The organism is Mucilaginibacter sp. BGA-UO-ETr-C110, from assembly GCF_059567985.1.
This window is the reverse complement of the sequence record NZ_JCAQPB010000002.1, coordinates 1,540,352-1,555,943: the sequence shown is the minus strand read 5'-3', so window position 1 is coordinate 1,555,943 and position 15,592 is coordinate 1,540,352. Positions and strand designations below refer to the sequence as shown.

Genomic DNA, 15,592 nt, shown 5'->3' with positions numbered 1-15,592 from the left:
AGTTATTTGGTAATCAATTATTTAATACTTTTTAAAGCTTTCAAAACGTATCAAAATCGTGTTAAAATTTGTTAAAAAGTGTTAAAATCGATGTTTTTGAGTGGTTTTCGAGCAATTTTTAACCGTTTTTGAGCAGAAAAATGTTAAAATTAAAGGTTTAAAAAGTTTTTCACCGTACGAATCGTTAAAAACACCACCTAAATTAAATCATATCATGGCCGGATATTCAGGAACACCGCTCGCCAAAAAACTGGGCATCAAACCCGGGTTCAGAATTAAACTGATCAACGCACCCGATCATTATATGGACTTGTTTACCGATCTGCCATCTGAGCTATATTTTGACGATACACCAGGACCGGAAAAGGATCTTATACATTTTTTTACTTTAAACAAAGATGAGTTGTTGATCAGGCTGCCGCTATTAAAGGGGCAGATCAAACGCGATGGGATGATTTGGGTTTCCTGGCCTAAAAAAGCCTCCAAAGTAATAACCGATGTAACAGAAGATCTGGTTAGGGGTACCGCTCTCAAAAGCGGACTGGTTGATATTAAAATTTGCGCGGTTGATGAAACGTGGTCGGGTTTAAAATTAGTGATACCTGTAAAAGACAGGAAACCATCAGTTTAAGATCATTTTTATTAAAAACAATACAAAGCGACCTAAGTGTACTTTACTAAGCGCTTACAAATACATAACTTAGCGTTACAATATATTCAATATGCCTAATAAAATAGAACTTAAACGTGTACATGGTGATTTCGGGTTTGAAGCAGTTGATGCCAATGGCCACACCGTAAAAATGGATAGCAGCCCCGAAAGCGGTGGTGAAAACTTTGGTGTTCGCCCTATGCAGATACTTTTAATGGGCCTTGCGGGCTGTTCGGCCATTGATGTGATCAGCATCCTGAAAAAACAACGCCAGGAAGTGACAGACTATAAAATGGTAGTTAACGGTGAGCGCGAAGCAGGTAAAGAGCCTTCATTATGGGAGGATATTGAAATTGAATTTCATTTATACGGTGATATTGACGAGGATAAAGCTGCCCGTGCAGTTGAACTGTCGTTAACCAAATATTGCTCCGTTGCAGCTACCTTAGGTAAGGCCGGCGCTGATATTAAATCAAAAGTTTTTGTACATCCTGCTGTTTAGCTGATAGCTCATAGTTGATGGTTCATAGTTCATGGACACTGATTGAAGATGCAGTTACTATGAACCGTATGGATTCAGGATGCAGCTGCCATGAACTATGAACCATCAACTATGAACTCCATACCTATATCAACGATACACCTTTTTCCGGTCCTGGATCAATTGCTTATTGAACTGCTCAGATCCTTATCACCCGATGATTGGAATAAACCTACCGTAGCCAAACTTTGGACCGTAAAGGATATTGTCGCCCATCTTTTGGATACCAATATACGTACGATATCAGCCAGGCAGCAGTTTACCGAGGATATTCCGCCCGTAATTAATAGTTACCAGGACCTGGTTAATTTTCTGAATGAGCTGAATGCTACCTGGGTAAAAGCCATGAAAAGAGTAAGCCCCGATCTGCTGATACATCTGCTCGAAACAACCGGCAAACAATTTGCCGACGAATTAGCATCTTTAGACCCTTATGCCAACGCCAGGTTTTCTGTGGCCTGGGCAGGAGAGGAGCAATCGGCCAACTGGTTCCATATAGCCAGGGAATACACCGAAAAATGGCACCATCAACAGCAAATACGTGATGCTGTAAACAAACCAGGTATTATGCACCGGGAACTCTTTTATCCTTGCATAGCCACTTTTATGTATGCGCTACCGCACACTTACCGCCATGTGCAGGCACCGGAAAATACTTTAATTAAAATAACAATCCAAAGCGAAGCCGGTGATAACTGGTATCTTCAAAAAGGAGTTGACGCGTGGGGCTTTGTTGCTGAAAATAATAAAGTGGTTGATTGCAAAGTAAGCATCAACCCTGATATTGCCTGGAAGCTTTTCACCAAGGCTATTACACCTGAAATTGGCATACAAAATTCAATATTAGAGGGTAATATCAAATTGGCAGAAAAAGTATTTGACACCATCGCGGTGATGGCCTGACCATACGTGGTTATTATTATATTATAATAACATATTATATGCACCTGCTATTGACATTGAATAATAAATCAAAAAATCCTTATAAAACTCAAATTTCATCTAAATTTCATCTTCAGGATTTTCAACTTTTATTAACAATATACTTATAGTTAATTATTGTATAGCTTAATATATACAAAAATAAGTTTTTTAATACAGACTGTACTATTTTTAACTCATTAACTATTTGATACAAAAAGTTAGTATGCAACAATTGTTACCCGTTAAAACACGGGTTTTTCTTTTGTCCTTTTACATCTCTTAAAATGAGTTCTATCAGTAGTTTATACTTAAATTTTAGCTCTAAAATTTAAAAAAATAGCCAAATTTTACCCCGTACACGTGTTTCAGGAAAACCCTGCTGGCATTAATGTTGCCTAAGGGGGGTATGGTTTATTGAACAGTAAACCAATAATTAAACACAACGATATGAAATCAAATTTAAAAAAAACCACGCTGCTGCTAACAGGACTTATGGTAGGTGGTAAACTATTTGCCCAATCACCTGACACAACAGCTTCAAGCTACGATTATGTAAAACCTTTTTCAGGTGGCGATAAATTACGCACCTGGTCGGTAGGTGTGCACGGTGGTATGTTAACCCCTTACACTATTTTTGGTACCAATAGCAGACAGGATTTTAAAAACCCGACAGAACAAATAGGGTACGGTGCTTACATTAAAGACCAGATTTTACCATCATTAGGCATCCAAGCCGATTTCTTGCGTGGTAAGGTAAAAGGTAACAACAGCGCCCAGGTAGATGCTTCAGGTAACTCTATTTACAGCTCATTTACTACCAATATTAACTGGTCTGCGGCATTAAGCGCTAACATTACATTGGCTAACATTAACTGGCGCCATGACAAACCATTTATTCAGCCCTATTTAACAGTAGGTGGTGGGTATATGAGCTACAAACAAAAAATCACCACGGCAGGCGGTCAGGAAACCAATTTCAGAGCCGACGGAAAATCTACCAAAGAAGTTTTCATCCCAGTTGGATTAGGTTTGAAATTTGACATTGCTCCAGGCGTAAACCTTGATTTGGGTTACCAGGTTAACTTTGTACAATCTGACAACTTTGATGCTAATAACTACGGATCAGGTAACGACAGATTTTCTTATGCCCACGTAGGTTTGGAATTTGCTTTAGGTAGCCGTAAAAAGCCTCAAATGGCAACACACAACCCTGTATCATCAATGCGTAAAGAATACTTATGGGAAAATCAACAAACCAAAACCGCATTACAACAACAAATTGATGCAGAAAAAGCTAAAAACGACCAGTTAAGAAATGATTTGAACACTACTAATGCTAACCTTGCCAAATTAACAGTTGATAGTGATGGCGATGGAGTTTTGGATATTAATGATAAATGTCCAAACACACCTTCTGGCACTAAAGTAGATGGTTCAGGCTGCCCATTGGCTAAACCGGTTATTGTTGTAACCGAAGAAGACAGGAGAGTGGTTAAAGACGCGATCAAAAACCTGGAGTTTGATTTAGGTAAATCAACTATTCGTGACCATTCATTACCGAGCTTAGACAGGGTTGCTAACTTACTGATCAACAAAAACTTCAGCTTAAAATTAGCAGGCCACACTGATAACACAGGTTCTAAAGACCTGAACATGAGGTTATCAAAAGACCGTGCAGAATCAATCAAATCTTACTTAGTAAGTAAAGGTGCTAATGCATCACGTATTGAGGCTACAGGTTATGGTCAAACACAACCAATTGCATCTAACAAAACAGCTGCGGGCCGTCAGGCAAACCGTAGGGTTGAATTCACACTATATTAATAGTTGAATTTCAGTTTAGATACGATCTATAAAACAGCAAAGCCGCTCATTGAGCGGCTTTGCTGTTTTACTTTATATTTTGTTAAATTCTTCTTTACTTTATTCTCCTTCAAAAAAATCTATCAGGCCACCAAAATAACTGTTATTCCAGCCATCAACCATATCATCAAAGTCGCTATCCGGAATGTTGGTATGTCTTAGTTCAACAGACGATCCTCCTTTATCAGGATGCAGCTTAATGGTCACAATAGAATTATCAGATTCGCCCTCAAAATACCATTGTTGTACTATTTTTTTTCCTGGCTCAAATTCCACGTTTTTTCCGGTAATACTGCCATCCCACATAGAAAACTCGGAACCAGGCTCGGTCGACATTTCGGCAGTTTCGCCTGTCCATAATTCTATAGTAATAGGATTGGTTAAGGCCATATAGATCTCATCAGGAGTGGCCGGTATGCTGTAATATTTTTTAAAATCTTTCACCTGCGCAATTTAGCAGAATTAATTTTAGCTTTTAAATTAAACATTAACAGGGCCAATGGGTAATACAGTCCTGCCGTAAATCTCATTCAATACATTAGCTATACCTGTATATATAGCCGACGCGCCGCAGATGATACCCTCATACCCGGCCAGATGCTTTATACTGCTGTTACCTGTAGCATCACCGGCTACCAGCAAAAAGAATAATATGGTTAAGGATGCAAATACAAACTGTAGTGCCCGGTTTAGTTTTAATGTTCCAAAAAATAACAGGAAAGTGAATACCCCCCAAACGCTTAAATAAGCACACATAGCTCCCTCTGATGGTGCTGCACCCCAACCCAGTTTAGGCATTACTATTAAACCAACTAAAGAGAGCCAGAAGAAACCATAGGAAGTAAAAGCCGTTAAGCCGAAGGTATTATTCTTTTTGGCTTCAATTACACCGGCAATTACCTGTGCCAGTCCACCGTAAAATATCCCCATGGCCAGTATCATGGTATTCATTTCAAAAAAACCGGCATTGTGGATGTTTAATAATACAGTGGTCATACCGAAGGCACAAAGACCAAGAGGAGCGGGGTTGGCAATGCCATCTTTAACAGTTACGGGTGTTGTAGGGATCATAATAGGTTAGATTTTTATTTGGTTCACTGCAATCTAACAGATTTATAAATATTAAGCAAATTTTTACAACTCAAGGGGCACTTTTGCGTTAAGTAATTACCTATGCAAAAATTAGTATTGATACGCCACGGCGAAAGTATATGGAACCTGGAGAACCGTTTTACCGGCTGGGAAGATGTTGATCTGTCTGAAAATGGCTATGAGCAGGCCAGAAATGCAGGACGTATACTTAAAAAAAATGATTACAATTTCGATGTTGGCTTTACATCGTACCTGAAACGGTCCGTCAAAACGCTTCATTTGGTATTGGAAGAGTTGGATCACCTCTGGATACCAGTTGAGAAATCATGGCGGCTGAATGAACGCTTTTATGGCGCGCTACAGGGTATGAATAAAGATGATGCCATAGCCAAATATGGAGCGGAGCAGGTGCATAAATGGCGGCGTGATCCCAACGAACACCCGCCAGCTATTACACGGGATGACCCGCGTTACCCTGGACATGATCTGCGCTACAAAAGCCTTACGGAGCGTGAATTGCCTTTAACCGAAAACCTGGGCGAAACCATGGACCGTGTTTTACCCTTTTGGAACGAACGTATTGTGAAAGCCATGCGACGGAATCAAAAGGTAGTAGTAGTTGCCCATGGAAATAGTCTGCGCGCTTTAATAAAATACATTGACTGCCTGACTGATGAAGAGGTGACCAACTTCGAAATACCTACTGCTACACCCTGGGTGTACGAACTTGATGAGGGTTTAAACCAGATAAGACACTATTACCTGGATTAACCCAGCGGGCTTATAGTTTCCCTTTTATATGTACGGTATTTGTTTATATTCGTTGCATTATAAATCCTATCTCCGCTTAAAAAATGAAAAAGTCTGATGTGTATGAAATTACCATAAAAATTCTTGGTATTTATCTTTTGGTGGCGGATATTTCAAAATTACCGGGTTTACTTACCTTTTTAAGCTCGCATAGTGGTACTATGAATCCCGAACAAGGAGCAGAGCAAATCAACGCATTATGGATCAATTGCCTGAGCTTTGCCTTATTGCTCATATTAGCTATTTTTCTGATCGCTAAAACAAAGTTTATTACCCGCGTAGTTACCAATGCTGCCGACTACCAGGAAAACGTAAAACTATTTGCCGACAGAAAAGTGATCTATGAAATGGCGCTCCTGATCATTGGAGGCTTGCTGATCGTTAATACATTGCCCGATCTGATCTACAAAATATATAACCTGACCAATGCTGCTGATCAGCAAAGTGTGATATCTTCCTGCTCAAGGTTGTTTATAGGCATTATCACGGTTGCGTTTGGTAAACGCATTGCCGCTTACTTTGCTAAAGTCTAAATAAAAAGGCCCCGTTCCCGGAGCCTTTAATATTATTACGGCAGATAAGCTTATACAGCTTCGGCAGTTAGTTTTTTTGCGGATGCTAAAGTCACCCCGGTTAGCTGATCAGCAAAAGCGATGAAGGCTTTGCTTTCCGTGATCAGATCCTGGTTATCAATCAGGTTTTGCAGATTAACTTTTCCGATTACAAACTTATAGCTGCCTGAGTAATAACGTTCCTGTATATGCTTAAAGTTTAAAGCTTCAACCAGGCTTTCGTCATCGTATCTCAGGTAAATATTCAGTTCAATATTATTGGTAAAGTTAAGATCAGTTTTTTCTTTAGCTTTTTTATACTCGTATTGATAATTGTAACGCAGAGCAGCGATGTCTGATAATACCGCCGACCCGGTAGGATGACCGCCTGCACCTTTACCAAAAAAGAATTGCTGATCGGCAAACGCTGCCTGCACGGTTACCCCATTATATTCGTACTCTACGTTGTATAGAAACTCTGTTTCGTTTACAAATTTAGGCAGCACAAATAAAGCAACATTACGCTCATCCAGTTCTTTGGCTACAGGAACCAGCTTTATTTTCAGATTTTTTTCGCGAGCATATTGCAAGTCCTGTGCACCGAGGTTTTGTATCCCGAAGTTGAATACTTCATCGGGCTTTACAATTACGCCATAGGCATGTGCTGCCGCTATTACCAATTTATATTTGGCATCAAAACCACCCACATCACTGGTTGGGTCGGTTTCTGCAAAGCCAAGATCCTGAGCTTGTTTCAGGGCGCTATCATAATCCAGCCCCTCAATAAAGCCTTTTGAAAGGATATAATTTGATGAGCCGTTAAAAATACCGCTGATAGAGTGCAGTAATTCATTATCATAATACTCTTCCAGGTTACGGATGATCGGGATACTACCACAAACCGCACCCTCATATAATAAAGATGTGCCGTATTTATGCTGTAACTCGATCAGTTCTTCCAGATGAAGGGCGATCATTTTTTTGCTGGCCGAAACCACATTTTTACCAGACTTTAGCGCTCTTGATACAATTTCAAAGGCAGCTTCGGTGTCATTAATCAGTTCAACTATGGTATTGATCTCCGGGTTATTCAGCAGTTCGTCCCGGTCCGTAGTAAATAAATGTGCTGGCAAGGAACGCTCTTTGTGCGGATCCTTGATGGCAAATTTCACAATTTCAATGTTTAAATTTTTGGTTTTAACGATATCATAAAGTCCCTGCCCAACTACTCCAAATCCAAATAATCCGATATTTAACTTTTTACTCATTACGCTGTACGTTGTAATTCTATAATTTTTCCTTTTACATCAGTTTTAAAAAACGATGTGATAATATTTGTTAATGCTTCTGTTTCAATTAAAAACCCATCATGACCGTAAAACGAATCCAACTCAGCAAAGGCTGATTTAGAAATGTGCCGGAACAGGTATTGTTGTTCTTCGATTGGGAACAACACATCTGAATGGATTCCGATCACCAGGGTGCGGGCCTTGATCTGGCTCAGTGCTTTTTCAACCCCGTGACGGCCGCGCCCCACGTTATGCGAATCCATGGTTTTAGTTAAATACCAATAACTGTAGGCATTAAACCTGTTCACCAGTTTTTGTCCTTGGTAACTTTGATAAGTTGATGCACGATAATCATCCGTTTTGTCATCGCTTTCTTCCTGCTGGGTTATGGAATAGGTTTTATATCCACGATAGGAGAGCAGGGCAATACTTCTTGCCGCTTTAAGTCCTTTTTGACCACCATCAGGTGTATTAGCATAAAAAGTTCGATCAGTAGCAATAGCCAAACGCTGCGACTCGTTAAACGCTATACCCCAGGGTGAATGACGCGCGTTGGTAGCGATCAGGATCAGGTTTTTGATCCGTTCTGGCTCTATAATAGCCCACTCAACAGCTTGTTGCCCGCCAAGTGAACCACCTATAAGGATATGTATATTATCGATCTGGAGATGGTCAGCAAGCAACTGGTGAGCTTTTACAATATCCCTGATAGTGAACTGCGGAAATGCCTGGTAATAAGGCTGTCCACTTACGGGATTTATACTCAAAGGATTACTTGTTCCATAAGGTGAACCTAAAATATTTGCACACACAATAAAATGTTCTTCGGGATTAAAAAGGAACCCGGTACCTACCAGACCTTTCCACCAATCAAATACATCGGCATTGGCTGTAAGTGCATGACAGATCCAGATCACATTATCTTTTGCTTTATTTAGCCTGCCATAGGTATGAAAACCAATTTCCAGATCCTGTATTTCCTGGCCCGATTCGAATTCAAATGCTTCTGTGTACTTAAATATTTCTGTATTCATTATTCTATTATTCGAGTTTTAAGCTTGAGTGGTGAGTTTCTATTTTCAACTCACCACTCACTTACTCACCACTTACTATTAAACTAACTCTGCAGCAAGCTGCTTTACTTTGGCAAATGCCTGTTCAAAATCGGCTTTGATATCATCAATATGTTCAATACCTACCGATATTCTTAATGATGTTGGTGTAACACCTGCTGATAACTGTTCTTCGTCAGATAGCTGCTGATGTGTTGTGGCCGATGGTTGAATGATCAGCGTTTTGGCGTCACCCAGGTTAGCCAAATGGCTTACCAGCTGCAAACTGTCAATAAAATTACTTGCCTGTTGTTTGTCGCCTTTAATCTCAAATGATAACACTGCTCCAAAACCATTTTTTAAATATTTTTTTGCAAGTGCATGGTATGGTGATGATTGAAGCCCTGGATAGCTAACAGTAGCTACCTGTGGATGCTGCTCCAGCCACTTAGCCAGTTCTAACGCGTTATCTACATGGCGTTGTACACGCAACGACAAGGTTTCTAAACCCTGGATATTCAACCAGGAATTAAACGGCGATTGTGACGGGCCAAAATCACGCAAACCTTCCACACGGGCACGTATAATAAACTGAATATTGCCAAATGGGCCGCCTATGCCAAATACATCGGCAAATACCAACCCATGGTAGCCTTCAGATGGTTCTGTAAACTGCGGAAATTTACCATTACCCCAATTGTAATTACCACCATCAACTATAACACCACCAATACTGGTACCATGACCACCTATCCATTTGGTGGTTGATTCTACAACAATATGAGCGCCATGCTCCAACGGGCGGAATAAATATCCGGCAGCGCCAAATGTATTATCTACAATAAGCGGCAGATCGTACTTTTTTGCCAAAGCAGCTACTTTTTCAAAGTCAGCTATGGCAAATCCCGGATTACCAACGGTTTCCAGGTAAATAGCCTTGGTTTTATTATCAATTAAAGCCTCAAGGTTTTCGGCTGTATCATCTTTTGCAAAACGGGCATCAATACCCAAACGTTTAAAAGCTACTTTAAACTGATTGTAAGTACCACCATAAAGGAAAGGGGAGGTTACAAAGTTATCGCCGGCCTGCAGTATATTGTTTAAGGTCAAAAACTGCGCCGCCTGGCCCGATGCTGTGGCCAAAGCCGCAACACCACCTTCTAAAGCCGCTACACGTTTTTCAAACACATCCGTAGTGGGGTTCATTAAACGGGTGTATATATTACCAAACTCTTTCAGCGCGAAAAGATTGGCCCCATGCTCCGCATTTTTAAATACGTATGATGTGGTTTGGTAAAGCGGCACAGCGCGTGAACCTGTTGTTGGATCAGGTTCCTGACCGGCATGTAATTGTAGGGTTTCGAATTTTAAATTGTTGGCAGACATAGTTGTAAGATTGAAATGTGTTTAATTAATTTTTTAACGATTTGATGGATTTTTAACTGGACTGGTAAATGACCTTACCAGTTGTGGCAACACGTGTATTTTTCGGGATCGGAAAAAGAGTACGTGTCAGATCGATCAGCAGCAGCAACACATACAAATACTGCTAATATTTAAGCTAATATGTTGTATACTACCGTTTGAGGTGTTAAAAATACTGTACTGATTAAATTTAATTAAACTTTTCATGGTTATAAATTTATATTCCCCGGGGTTATTTTCCGGGACAGGAATTGGCACCTTCTCCAATTTTGGAGGGTTGCCAGCGGGTCATTGAGCCTGATCTCTCGCCGCTTCTTTATAAATCAAAACCCGAACTATCGCGGAGAATTGATCAATGGTATCGCTACCAAATATTGTTGCAAATATAGGGTGATATATATTGAAATTCCAAATTAAATTTTAAAAGAGGAAGCTTAACGCTCAAAGCGGAAAGCAAAAAGCCTCTTTAATTGATAAGTGGGTTATCACTTTCAGCCTTTAGCTTTGTGCTTTTAGCTTATAATAAGGCTTGCTTTAAGTCAGCGATCAGATCATCTATATGTTCTAAGCCAACAGATACCCTGAGCAGATTTCTTGGTGTTTTAGTATCAGGCCCCTCAACAGTTGCACGATGCTCGATCAGGCTTTCAACACCTCCCAGGCTGGTGGCACGGGTAAATAAGTTGAGTTTGTTAATGATGTTGTGTGTATCGTTTTCATCACCTTTCACAATAAAGGATAACATACCGCCAAAAGCCAGCATTTGTTCTTTAGCTATGGCATGCTGTGGATGCGATGGCAAGCCAGGGTATAGCACACGTTCAACCTTAGGGTGTTGTTCTAAAAACTCAGCCAGTAACTGTGCATTTTGCACATGGCCCTTAACGCGATAAGGCAATGTTTTAATACTACGAGCCAGGTAATAGCAATCGGTTGGAGAGGGGATAGCACCACCCATTTCCTGTACCTGGCGTATTTTTTGCCACCAATCACTTTTTTCAGCAGTGATCAATGCGCCACCCATCAAGTCGCTATGGCCACCAAAATATTTAGTTGCCGAGTGCATCACCAGGTCGGCACCCAAAACAAGCGGTTGCTGGCATATCGGCGTGGCGAAAGTATTATCGCAAACCACTTTAATTCCCCTGGCTTTGGCAATAGCGACAACCTTTTTAATATCGGTTATTTTAAGTAGGGGGTTTGATGGCGTTTCTATCCAGATCAGCCCTGTTTCGGGTTTAATATGCTGTAGCAATACCTCCGTGTCATTTACGTCAATAAAATCAAAAGTTAAAATACCAGCAAACAGGTTTTTAAGTTGATTACGTAAACCATGATACATATCGTCCGGCGCGATGATATGCGTACCCGGGGACAACGATTGGAATACTGACATACCTGCCGCGTTTCCTGATGAAAAAGAGGCCGCATCAGCACCATTCTCCAATTGAGCCAATAGATTTTCCAAAGATGCCCTGTTAGGATTTGACGACCGGCTATAGATATGCCCGCCAGGGAAATCACCATCAATACCGCGTTCAAATGTGGTTGACAATATAATAGGCTGTATAACAGCTTTTGACGACTCATCCTTTTTATTTCCTGCGTGTATGGCTATAGTTTCAATCTTCATTTGGCCAAATTAAATAAGATTATTTTTATACGGTGTAGCGGAGGGTATAATTTTTCCGTAATATTTTAAAACCTGTATCATGAAATCTCTATACTTATCTGCCATCATTATTTTAGTTTTGGTAACCGCCTGCAAAAAAGATGACATCGCCAATGAAAGCGAGTTTAACAAAAGCTATAAAACCTGGTTAAGTTTCAAAAGCACTGCACACAATACGTATCTCTATACTACTAGCTTTGGATCTGTTTTCGGTTATGGTGCGGAGGTTAAAACAGGCGTTATTAACGGCAAAGTTACCTGGCGGGATTTTATATCAACCCAACTCAAACGAAACGGCACTTCTCAAATAGATACAATAAAGCAATGGCATGAAGACGCCAGTCACATCAATACACACCCTAACGATGTTGGCGAATCACTTACTTTAGACGATGTTTACCAGAAAGCTAAAACTGTTTGGCTTAAAGCCGATAAGAAAACCAACGACATTTATTTTGAAACAAAAAACAGCGGCATGATATCCAGCTGCGGTTTTGTTCCTAAAGGTTGCCAGGATGATTGTTTTAATGGCATAACCATAAGCCTGATTACCTCTGTGCAATTTTAGTGTCATTTACTTCCATCAACTTTGCAATGAATTATCTCATAAAGCATAGTTTTATGCTTTTTAGTACATTTGCGCAAAGTTTTTTTCATGGAAGCTGAAGGTAATTTACAGTTATTATTACAAAATCCGGATCTATCCGCTGATTTAAAGCACATTGCCGAAAAAGTGCTCAACAATGAACGCGTCACCTTTGATGAGGGCGTGATATTGTATGAGCAGGGCGACTTGGGTTATCTGGGCGTTTTAGCCAATTACATCCGCGAAAAACGGCATGGTCATAAAACTTATTTCAATCGTAATTTTCATATCGAGCCCACTAATTTGTGTGTTTACGACTGCAAATTTTGCTCATACTCGCGCCTGCTGAAGCAAAAATCAGAAGGATGGGAGTATACCATGGACGAGATGTTTAACATGGTGACTAAATACGATGGTGAACCGGTAACCGAAGTACATATAGTAGGTGGTGTTTTACCACAATACGATGTGCCTTTTTACCAGGAGCTTTTTAGTCGTATCCGCGCCCATCGTCCGGAATTGCACATCAAGGCGTTAACACCAGTTGAGTATCACTACATATTTAAAAAGGCCAAAATTGACTATGCTACGGGCATGCGCCTGATGCAGGAAGCCGGTTTACAGTCCATACCTGGTGGTGGCGCCGAGATCTTCCATCCGGAGGTACGCGACCTGATATCAAAAGATAAATGTACCGGCGACCAATGGCTGGCTATACATGAGGAGTGGCACAAATTAGGTGGTCGTTCTAACGCTACCATGCTTTATGGTCATATCGAAAAGTTCTGGCACCGGGTTGACCATATGGAACGCCTGCGCCAGCTGCAGGATAAAACGGGGGGCTTCCAAACCTTTATACCACTCAAATTCCGCAATCAGGATAACCAGATGTCTCATGTGCCCGAATCAACTGTGGTTGAGGATCTGCGTAATTATGCTGTGGCGCGTATTTATCTGGATAATTTCGATCATATCAAAGCTTACTGGGCCATGATCAGTCGTACCACGGCACAACTATCCCTGAACTTTGGGGTTGATGATATTGATGGTACGCTTGATGATACTACCAAAATATACTCCATGGCTGGTGCCGAAGAACAACACCCGGGCATGAGTACCAAACAACTGGTAGAACTGATAAAAAATGTAGGCCGGCAACCAATTGAGCGCGACACATTATATAATGTGGTAACCGACTTTACTAATTTTGAATTCCCGGAGACTGAGCCCAAACCCCAATATTACAAGCTACCGGTAATTAATTAAAAAGCAGAAGGCTAAAGGCCTAAAGCCATAAAAAACAAGCAGATAAAGCTTTAAGCCTTCGGCTTTGAGCTTTCAGCTTAAAATTGAATGATACAAAAAACCTTATATATAGTACGCCACGGCCAAACAGAGCTTAACAGACTAGGCGTTGTACAGGGCCGGGGAATGGATACCGATTTAAATGATGAAGGGCGTAAGCAGGCCTTCCAATTTTATGAAGCGTACAAAAACATACCCTTTGATAAAATATACATATCGGCTCTAAAGCGTACTCAGCAAAGTATTCAGCCTTTTATTGATCTGGGCATTCCGTATCAAAAACTATCTGGTTTGGATGAGCTGGCCTGGGGAATACATGAGGGACAACCTGCTACAGTCCAAAACAAAGCCGCCTTTCTACAGATCATGCGCGACTGGCTTGATGGCCGTTTAGACAGCAAGTTTGAAGGAGGTGAAAGCCCGAACGAGGTGGAGATCCGCGAGCGGGAAGCGCTTGACGTGATCATGAGCCATCCCGAAGAAAAAACCATACTAATATGCATGCATGGCCGCGCCATGCGCTTGTTGCTTTGTATTCTGAGCGGAAAACCCCTTACCGAAATGGATACTTTTCCGCATCAAAACCTGGTTTTATACAAAGTAATATATGACGGCGAAAAATTTGAGATCGTCGATTTTAATAACTCCGAACATTTAAAACAACCCTGAAAGAGAGCGTTTCTGTGAATAAAATAAGAATTTCAGCTGTAAGCTACACTAATACCAAACCCTTTATATACGGCATCCAACATAGTGGAATTTTAGATAAAATTGAATTGAGCCTGGATATGCCCTCAGACTGCGCTCAAAAACTAATTGATGATGTGGTTGATATCGGCCTCATTCCCGTAGCCGCCACCCTGAATTTACCACATTGGGAAATAGTATCTGAATACTGTATTGGTGCGGTTGGCGCGGTAAACTCCGTATTTATTTTTAGTAATTGCGATGTAAAAGACATCAAATACCTGCAACTTGATCCGCAATCTCGTTCATCCAATAACCTGGCGCGGGTTTTACTAAAAAACTATTGGAAGGTCTACCCGGAATTGATTAAAGATGCTGTCGACTACAGCGAATCCACAGAAACCAATACCGCTTTTGTACAAATAGGCGACCGTACCTTTGGCAAAAAGAGCAAATACAAATATGCCTACGATCTTGCCGAAGAATGGCAGAATTTTAAAGATCTCCCTTTTATGTTTGCAGGCTGGATAGCCAACAAGCCCATTCCGCAGGATTTTATGGATGAGTTTAACGCGGCTTTGAAATATGGTCTCGACCATCGGGCAGAGCTTTTTAAGGAAATACCGATGCGTGATGATTTTGACATACAGGATTACCTGATGCACAAAATTGACTTCGATCTTACCGATGAGAAAAAGAAAGCGCTTTACATGTTTTTGGATTATATAAAGGCGTTGTAAGTAAAGCCTTCAAAATAAGTTTATCGCCGCCTGTGTCCTCACAGGCGGCTTTTTATTTAATGCGGATTGCCGGCAGTGAGGATACAGCCAGCGGATAAAGCATAATCCTTGCACAGGGGGCCATTTTGTTACAAAAGTGGGTTTACATGGTTTACATAATTTATGGTTTACATTTCTTTATTTAATTGATAATCAAATAGTTAATTTTAATTTTCGTCAAATACTGGGTTTACAGTGTAAACCATAATATTCTCTGCGAAATACCATTGGGAACAAGGGCTTTTGGAATATAGACTTTGGGAACAAAGAACAAGGACTTTGAGAACAAGCATCCAAGAATAAGCACAATGAAGACATTTCAAAAATCCTTGCTCCTTGTTCTAAAAATCTTCGCTCCATATAT

The 15,592-nt window shown here is 40.6% G+C and carries 16 protein-coding genes and 1 riboswitch; of the genes, 10 read left to right on the top strand and 6 right to left on the bottom strand.

All coding sequences use genetic code 11. The features are described from left to right. Positions 1 to 214: 214 nt before the first annotated feature. The 4 genes from AC57BQ_RS07610 to AC57BQ_RS07595 all read left to right on the top strand — a co-directional run bounded on the left by AC57BQ_RS07610 (position 215) and on the right by AC57BQ_RS07595 (position 3,941). Positions 215 to 631, top strand: coding sequence for a DUF3052 domain-containing protein (locus AC57BQ_RS07610; protein ID WP_496405703.1), 417 nt, complete (start codon positions 215 to 217; stop codon positions 629 to 631). 91 nt (positions 632 to 722) lie between these two features. Next, positions 723 to 1,154, top strand: a complete 432-nt coding sequence (locus tag AC57BQ_RS07605) for an OsmC family protein (protein ID WP_090470777.1) — start codon at positions 723 to 725, stop codon at positions 1,152 to 1,154. 90 nt (positions 1,155 to 1,244) lie between these two features. Further along, a complete protein-coding gene (locus AC57BQ_RS07600; protein WP_496405702.1) occupies positions 1,245 to 2,096 on the top strand; it encodes a maleylpyruvate isomerase N-terminal domain-containing protein in 852 nt (283 codons plus the stop codon). Positions 2,097 to 2,564: 468 nt separating this feature from the next. After that, positions 2,565 to 3,941, top strand: coding sequence for an OmpA family protein (locus AC57BQ_RS07595; protein ID WP_496405701.1), 1,377 nt, complete (start codon positions 2,565 to 2,567; stop codon positions 3,939 to 3,941). A 99-nt stretch (positions 3,942 to 4,040) separates the two neighbouring features. On the opposite strand, the gene AC57BQ_RS07590 is transcribed toward AC57BQ_RS07595, so the two are convergent. Beyond that, the gene (locus AC57BQ_RS07590) at positions 4,041 to 4,424 is read right to left on the bottom strand and encodes an SRPBCC domain-containing protein (RefSeq protein WP_496405700.1); all 384 of its coding nucleotides are present in this window, start codon (positions 4,422 to 4,424) and stop codon (positions 4,041 to 4,043) included. A gap of 36 nt (positions 4,425 to 4,460) precedes the next feature. Then, positions 4,461 to 5,051, bottom strand: a complete 591-nt coding sequence (locus tag AC57BQ_RS07585; protein WP_496405699.1) for an acetate uptake transporter — start codon at positions 5,049 to 5,051, stop codon at positions 4,461 to 4,463. A gap of 102 nt (positions 5,052 to 5,153) precedes the next feature. Between AC57BQ_RS07585 and gpmA the strand changes: the two genes are divergently transcribed. Next, on the top strand, positions 5,154 to 5,843 hold the full coding sequence (gpmA, locus tag AC57BQ_RS07580) for a 2,3-diphosphoglycerate-dependent phosphoglycerate mutase (protein ID WP_496405698.1): 690 nt from the start codon (positions 5,154 to 5,156) through the stop codon (positions 5,841 to 5,843). An 83-nt stretch (positions 5,844 to 5,926) separates the two neighbouring features. Continuing rightward, complete coding sequence (locus AC57BQ_RS07575; RefSeq protein WP_496405697.1) at positions 5,927 to 6,415, top strand: hypothetical protein; 489 nt, start codon at positions 5,927 to 5,929, stop codon at positions 6,413 to 6,415. 50 nt (positions 6,416 to 6,465) lie between these two features. Here the strand turns inward: AC57BQ_RS07575 and AC57BQ_RS07570 are convergent, their stop codons facing one another. The 4 genes from AC57BQ_RS07570 to AC57BQ_RS07555 all read right to left on the bottom strand — a co-directional run bounded on the left by AC57BQ_RS07570 (position 6,466) and on the right by AC57BQ_RS07555 (position 11,832). After that, positions 6,466 to 7,701, bottom strand: a complete 1,236-nt coding sequence (locus tag AC57BQ_RS07570) for a homoserine dehydrogenase (protein WP_496405696.1) — start codon at positions 7,699 to 7,701, stop codon at positions 6,466 to 6,468. Beyond that, on the bottom strand, positions 7,701 to 8,756 hold the full coding sequence (locus AC57BQ_RS07565; RefSeq protein WP_496405695.1) for a homoserine O-acetyltransferase family protein: 1,056 nt from the start codon (positions 8,754 to 8,756) through the stop codon (positions 7,701 to 7,703). Before AC57BQ_RS07565 ends, AC57BQ_RS07570 begins: the two co-directional genes overlap by 1 nt. Positions 8,757 to 8,834: 78 nt before the next feature. Beyond that, a complete protein-coding gene (locus AC57BQ_RS07560; RefSeq protein ID WP_496405694.1) occupies positions 8,835 to 10,160 on the bottom strand; it encodes an O-acetylhomoserine aminocarboxypropyltransferase/cysteine synthase family protein in 1,326 nt (441 codons plus the stop codon). A gap of 253 nt (positions 10,161 to 10,413) precedes the next feature. Continuing rightward, positions 10,414 to 10,524: riboswitch (SAM riboswitch) on the bottom strand. Positions 10,525 to 10,716: 192 nt separating this feature from the next. Next, the gene (locus tag AC57BQ_RS07555; RefSeq protein ID WP_496405693.1) at positions 10,717 to 11,832 is read right to left on the bottom strand and encodes a trans-sulfuration enzyme family protein; all 1,116 of its coding nucleotides are present in this window, start codon (positions 11,830 to 11,832) and stop codon (positions 10,717 to 10,719) included. Between the two features lie 79 nt (positions 11,833 to 11,911). Between AC57BQ_RS07555 and AC57BQ_RS07550 the strand changes: the two genes are divergently transcribed. From AC57BQ_RS07550 to AC57BQ_RS07535, 4 genes are all read left to right on the top strand, one after another. Further along, positions 11,912 to 12,439 carry a hypothetical protein gene (locus AC57BQ_RS07550; protein ID WP_496405692.1) on the top strand — a complete coding sequence of 176 codons (528 nt, stop codon included), beginning with the start codon at positions 11,912 to 11,914 and terminating at the stop codon, positions 12,437 to 12,439. Positions 12,440 to 12,526: 87 nt separating this feature from the next. Further along, positions 12,527 to 13,723: an aminofutalosine synthase MqnE gene (gene mqnE, locus AC57BQ_RS07545; RefSeq protein ID WP_496405691.1), complete on the top strand. Its 1,197-nt coding sequence runs from the start codon at positions 12,527 to 12,529 to the stop codon at positions 13,721 to 13,723. A gap of 87 nt (positions 13,724 to 13,810) precedes the next feature. Next, on the top strand, positions 13,811 to 14,431 hold the full coding sequence (locus AC57BQ_RS07540; protein ID WP_496405690.1) for a histidine phosphatase family protein: 621 nt from the start codon (positions 13,811 to 13,813) through the stop codon (positions 14,429 to 14,431). Positions 14,432 to 14,445: 14 nt separating this feature from the next. Continuing rightward, complete coding sequence (locus AC57BQ_RS07535) at positions 14,446 to 15,189, top strand: menaquinone biosynthetic enzyme MqnA/MqnD family protein (RefSeq protein ID WP_496405689.1); 744 nt, start codon at positions 14,446 to 14,448, stop codon at positions 15,187 to 15,189. The last annotated feature ends 403 nt before the right edge of the window (positions 15,190 to 15,592 follow it).

Excerpts from the sequence above, each read along its gene's own strand:
- AC57BQ_RS07575 (WP_496405697.1), top strand. The coding sequence starts at position 5,927 with ATGAAAAAGTCTGATGTGTATGAAATTACCATAAAAATTCTTGGTATT.
- AC57BQ_RS07555 (WP_496405693.1), bottom strand. The coding sequence starts at position 11,832 with ATGAAGATTGAAACTATAGCCATACACGCAGGAAATAAAAAGGATGAG.
- mqnE (WP_496405691.1), top strand. The coding sequence starts at position 12,527 with ATGGAAGCTGAAGGTAATTTACAGTTATTATTACAAAATCCGGATCTA.
- AC57BQ_RS07595 (WP_496405701.1), top strand. The coding sequence starts at position 2,565 with ATGAAATCAAATTTAAAAAAAACCACGCTGCTGCTAACAGGACTTATG.
- AC57BQ_RS07605 (WP_090470777.1), top strand. The coding sequence starts at position 723 with ATGCCTAATAAAATAGAACTTAAACGTGTACATGGTGATTTCGGGTTT.
- gpmA (WP_496405698.1), top strand. The coding sequence starts at position 5,154 with ATGCAAAAATTAGTATTGATACGCCACGGCGAAAGTATATGGAACCTG.
- AC57BQ_RS07570 (WP_496405696.1), bottom strand. The coding sequence starts at position 7,701 with ATGAGTAAAAAGTTAAATATCGGATTATTTGGATTTGGAGTAGTTGGG.
- AC57BQ_RS07600 (WP_496405702.1), top strand. The coding sequence starts at position 1,245 with ATGAACTATGAACCATCAACTATGAACTCCATACCTATATCAACGATA.
- AC57BQ_RS07560 (WP_496405694.1), bottom strand. The coding sequence starts at position 10,160 with ATGTCTGCCAACAATTTAAAATTCGAAACCCTACAATTACATGCCGGT.
- AC57BQ_RS07540 (WP_496405690.1), top strand. The coding sequence starts at position 13,811 with ATGATACAAAAAACCTTATATATAGTACGCCACGGCCAAACAGAGCTT.
- AC57BQ_RS07565 (WP_496405695.1), bottom strand. The coding sequence starts at position 8,756 with ATGAATACAGAAATATTTAAGTACACAGAAGCATTTGAATTCGAATCG.
- AC57BQ_RS07610 (WP_496405703.1), top strand. The coding sequence starts at position 215 with ATGGCCGGATATTCAGGAACACCGCTCGCCAAAAAACTGGGCATCAAA.
- AC57BQ_RS07585 (WP_496405699.1), bottom strand. The coding sequence starts at position 5,051 with ATGATCCCTACAACACCCGTAACTGTTAAAGATGGCATTGCCAACCCC.
- AC57BQ_RS07550 (WP_496405692.1), top strand. The coding sequence starts at position 11,912 with ATGAAATCTCTATACTTATCTGCCATCATTATTTTAGTTTTGGTAACC.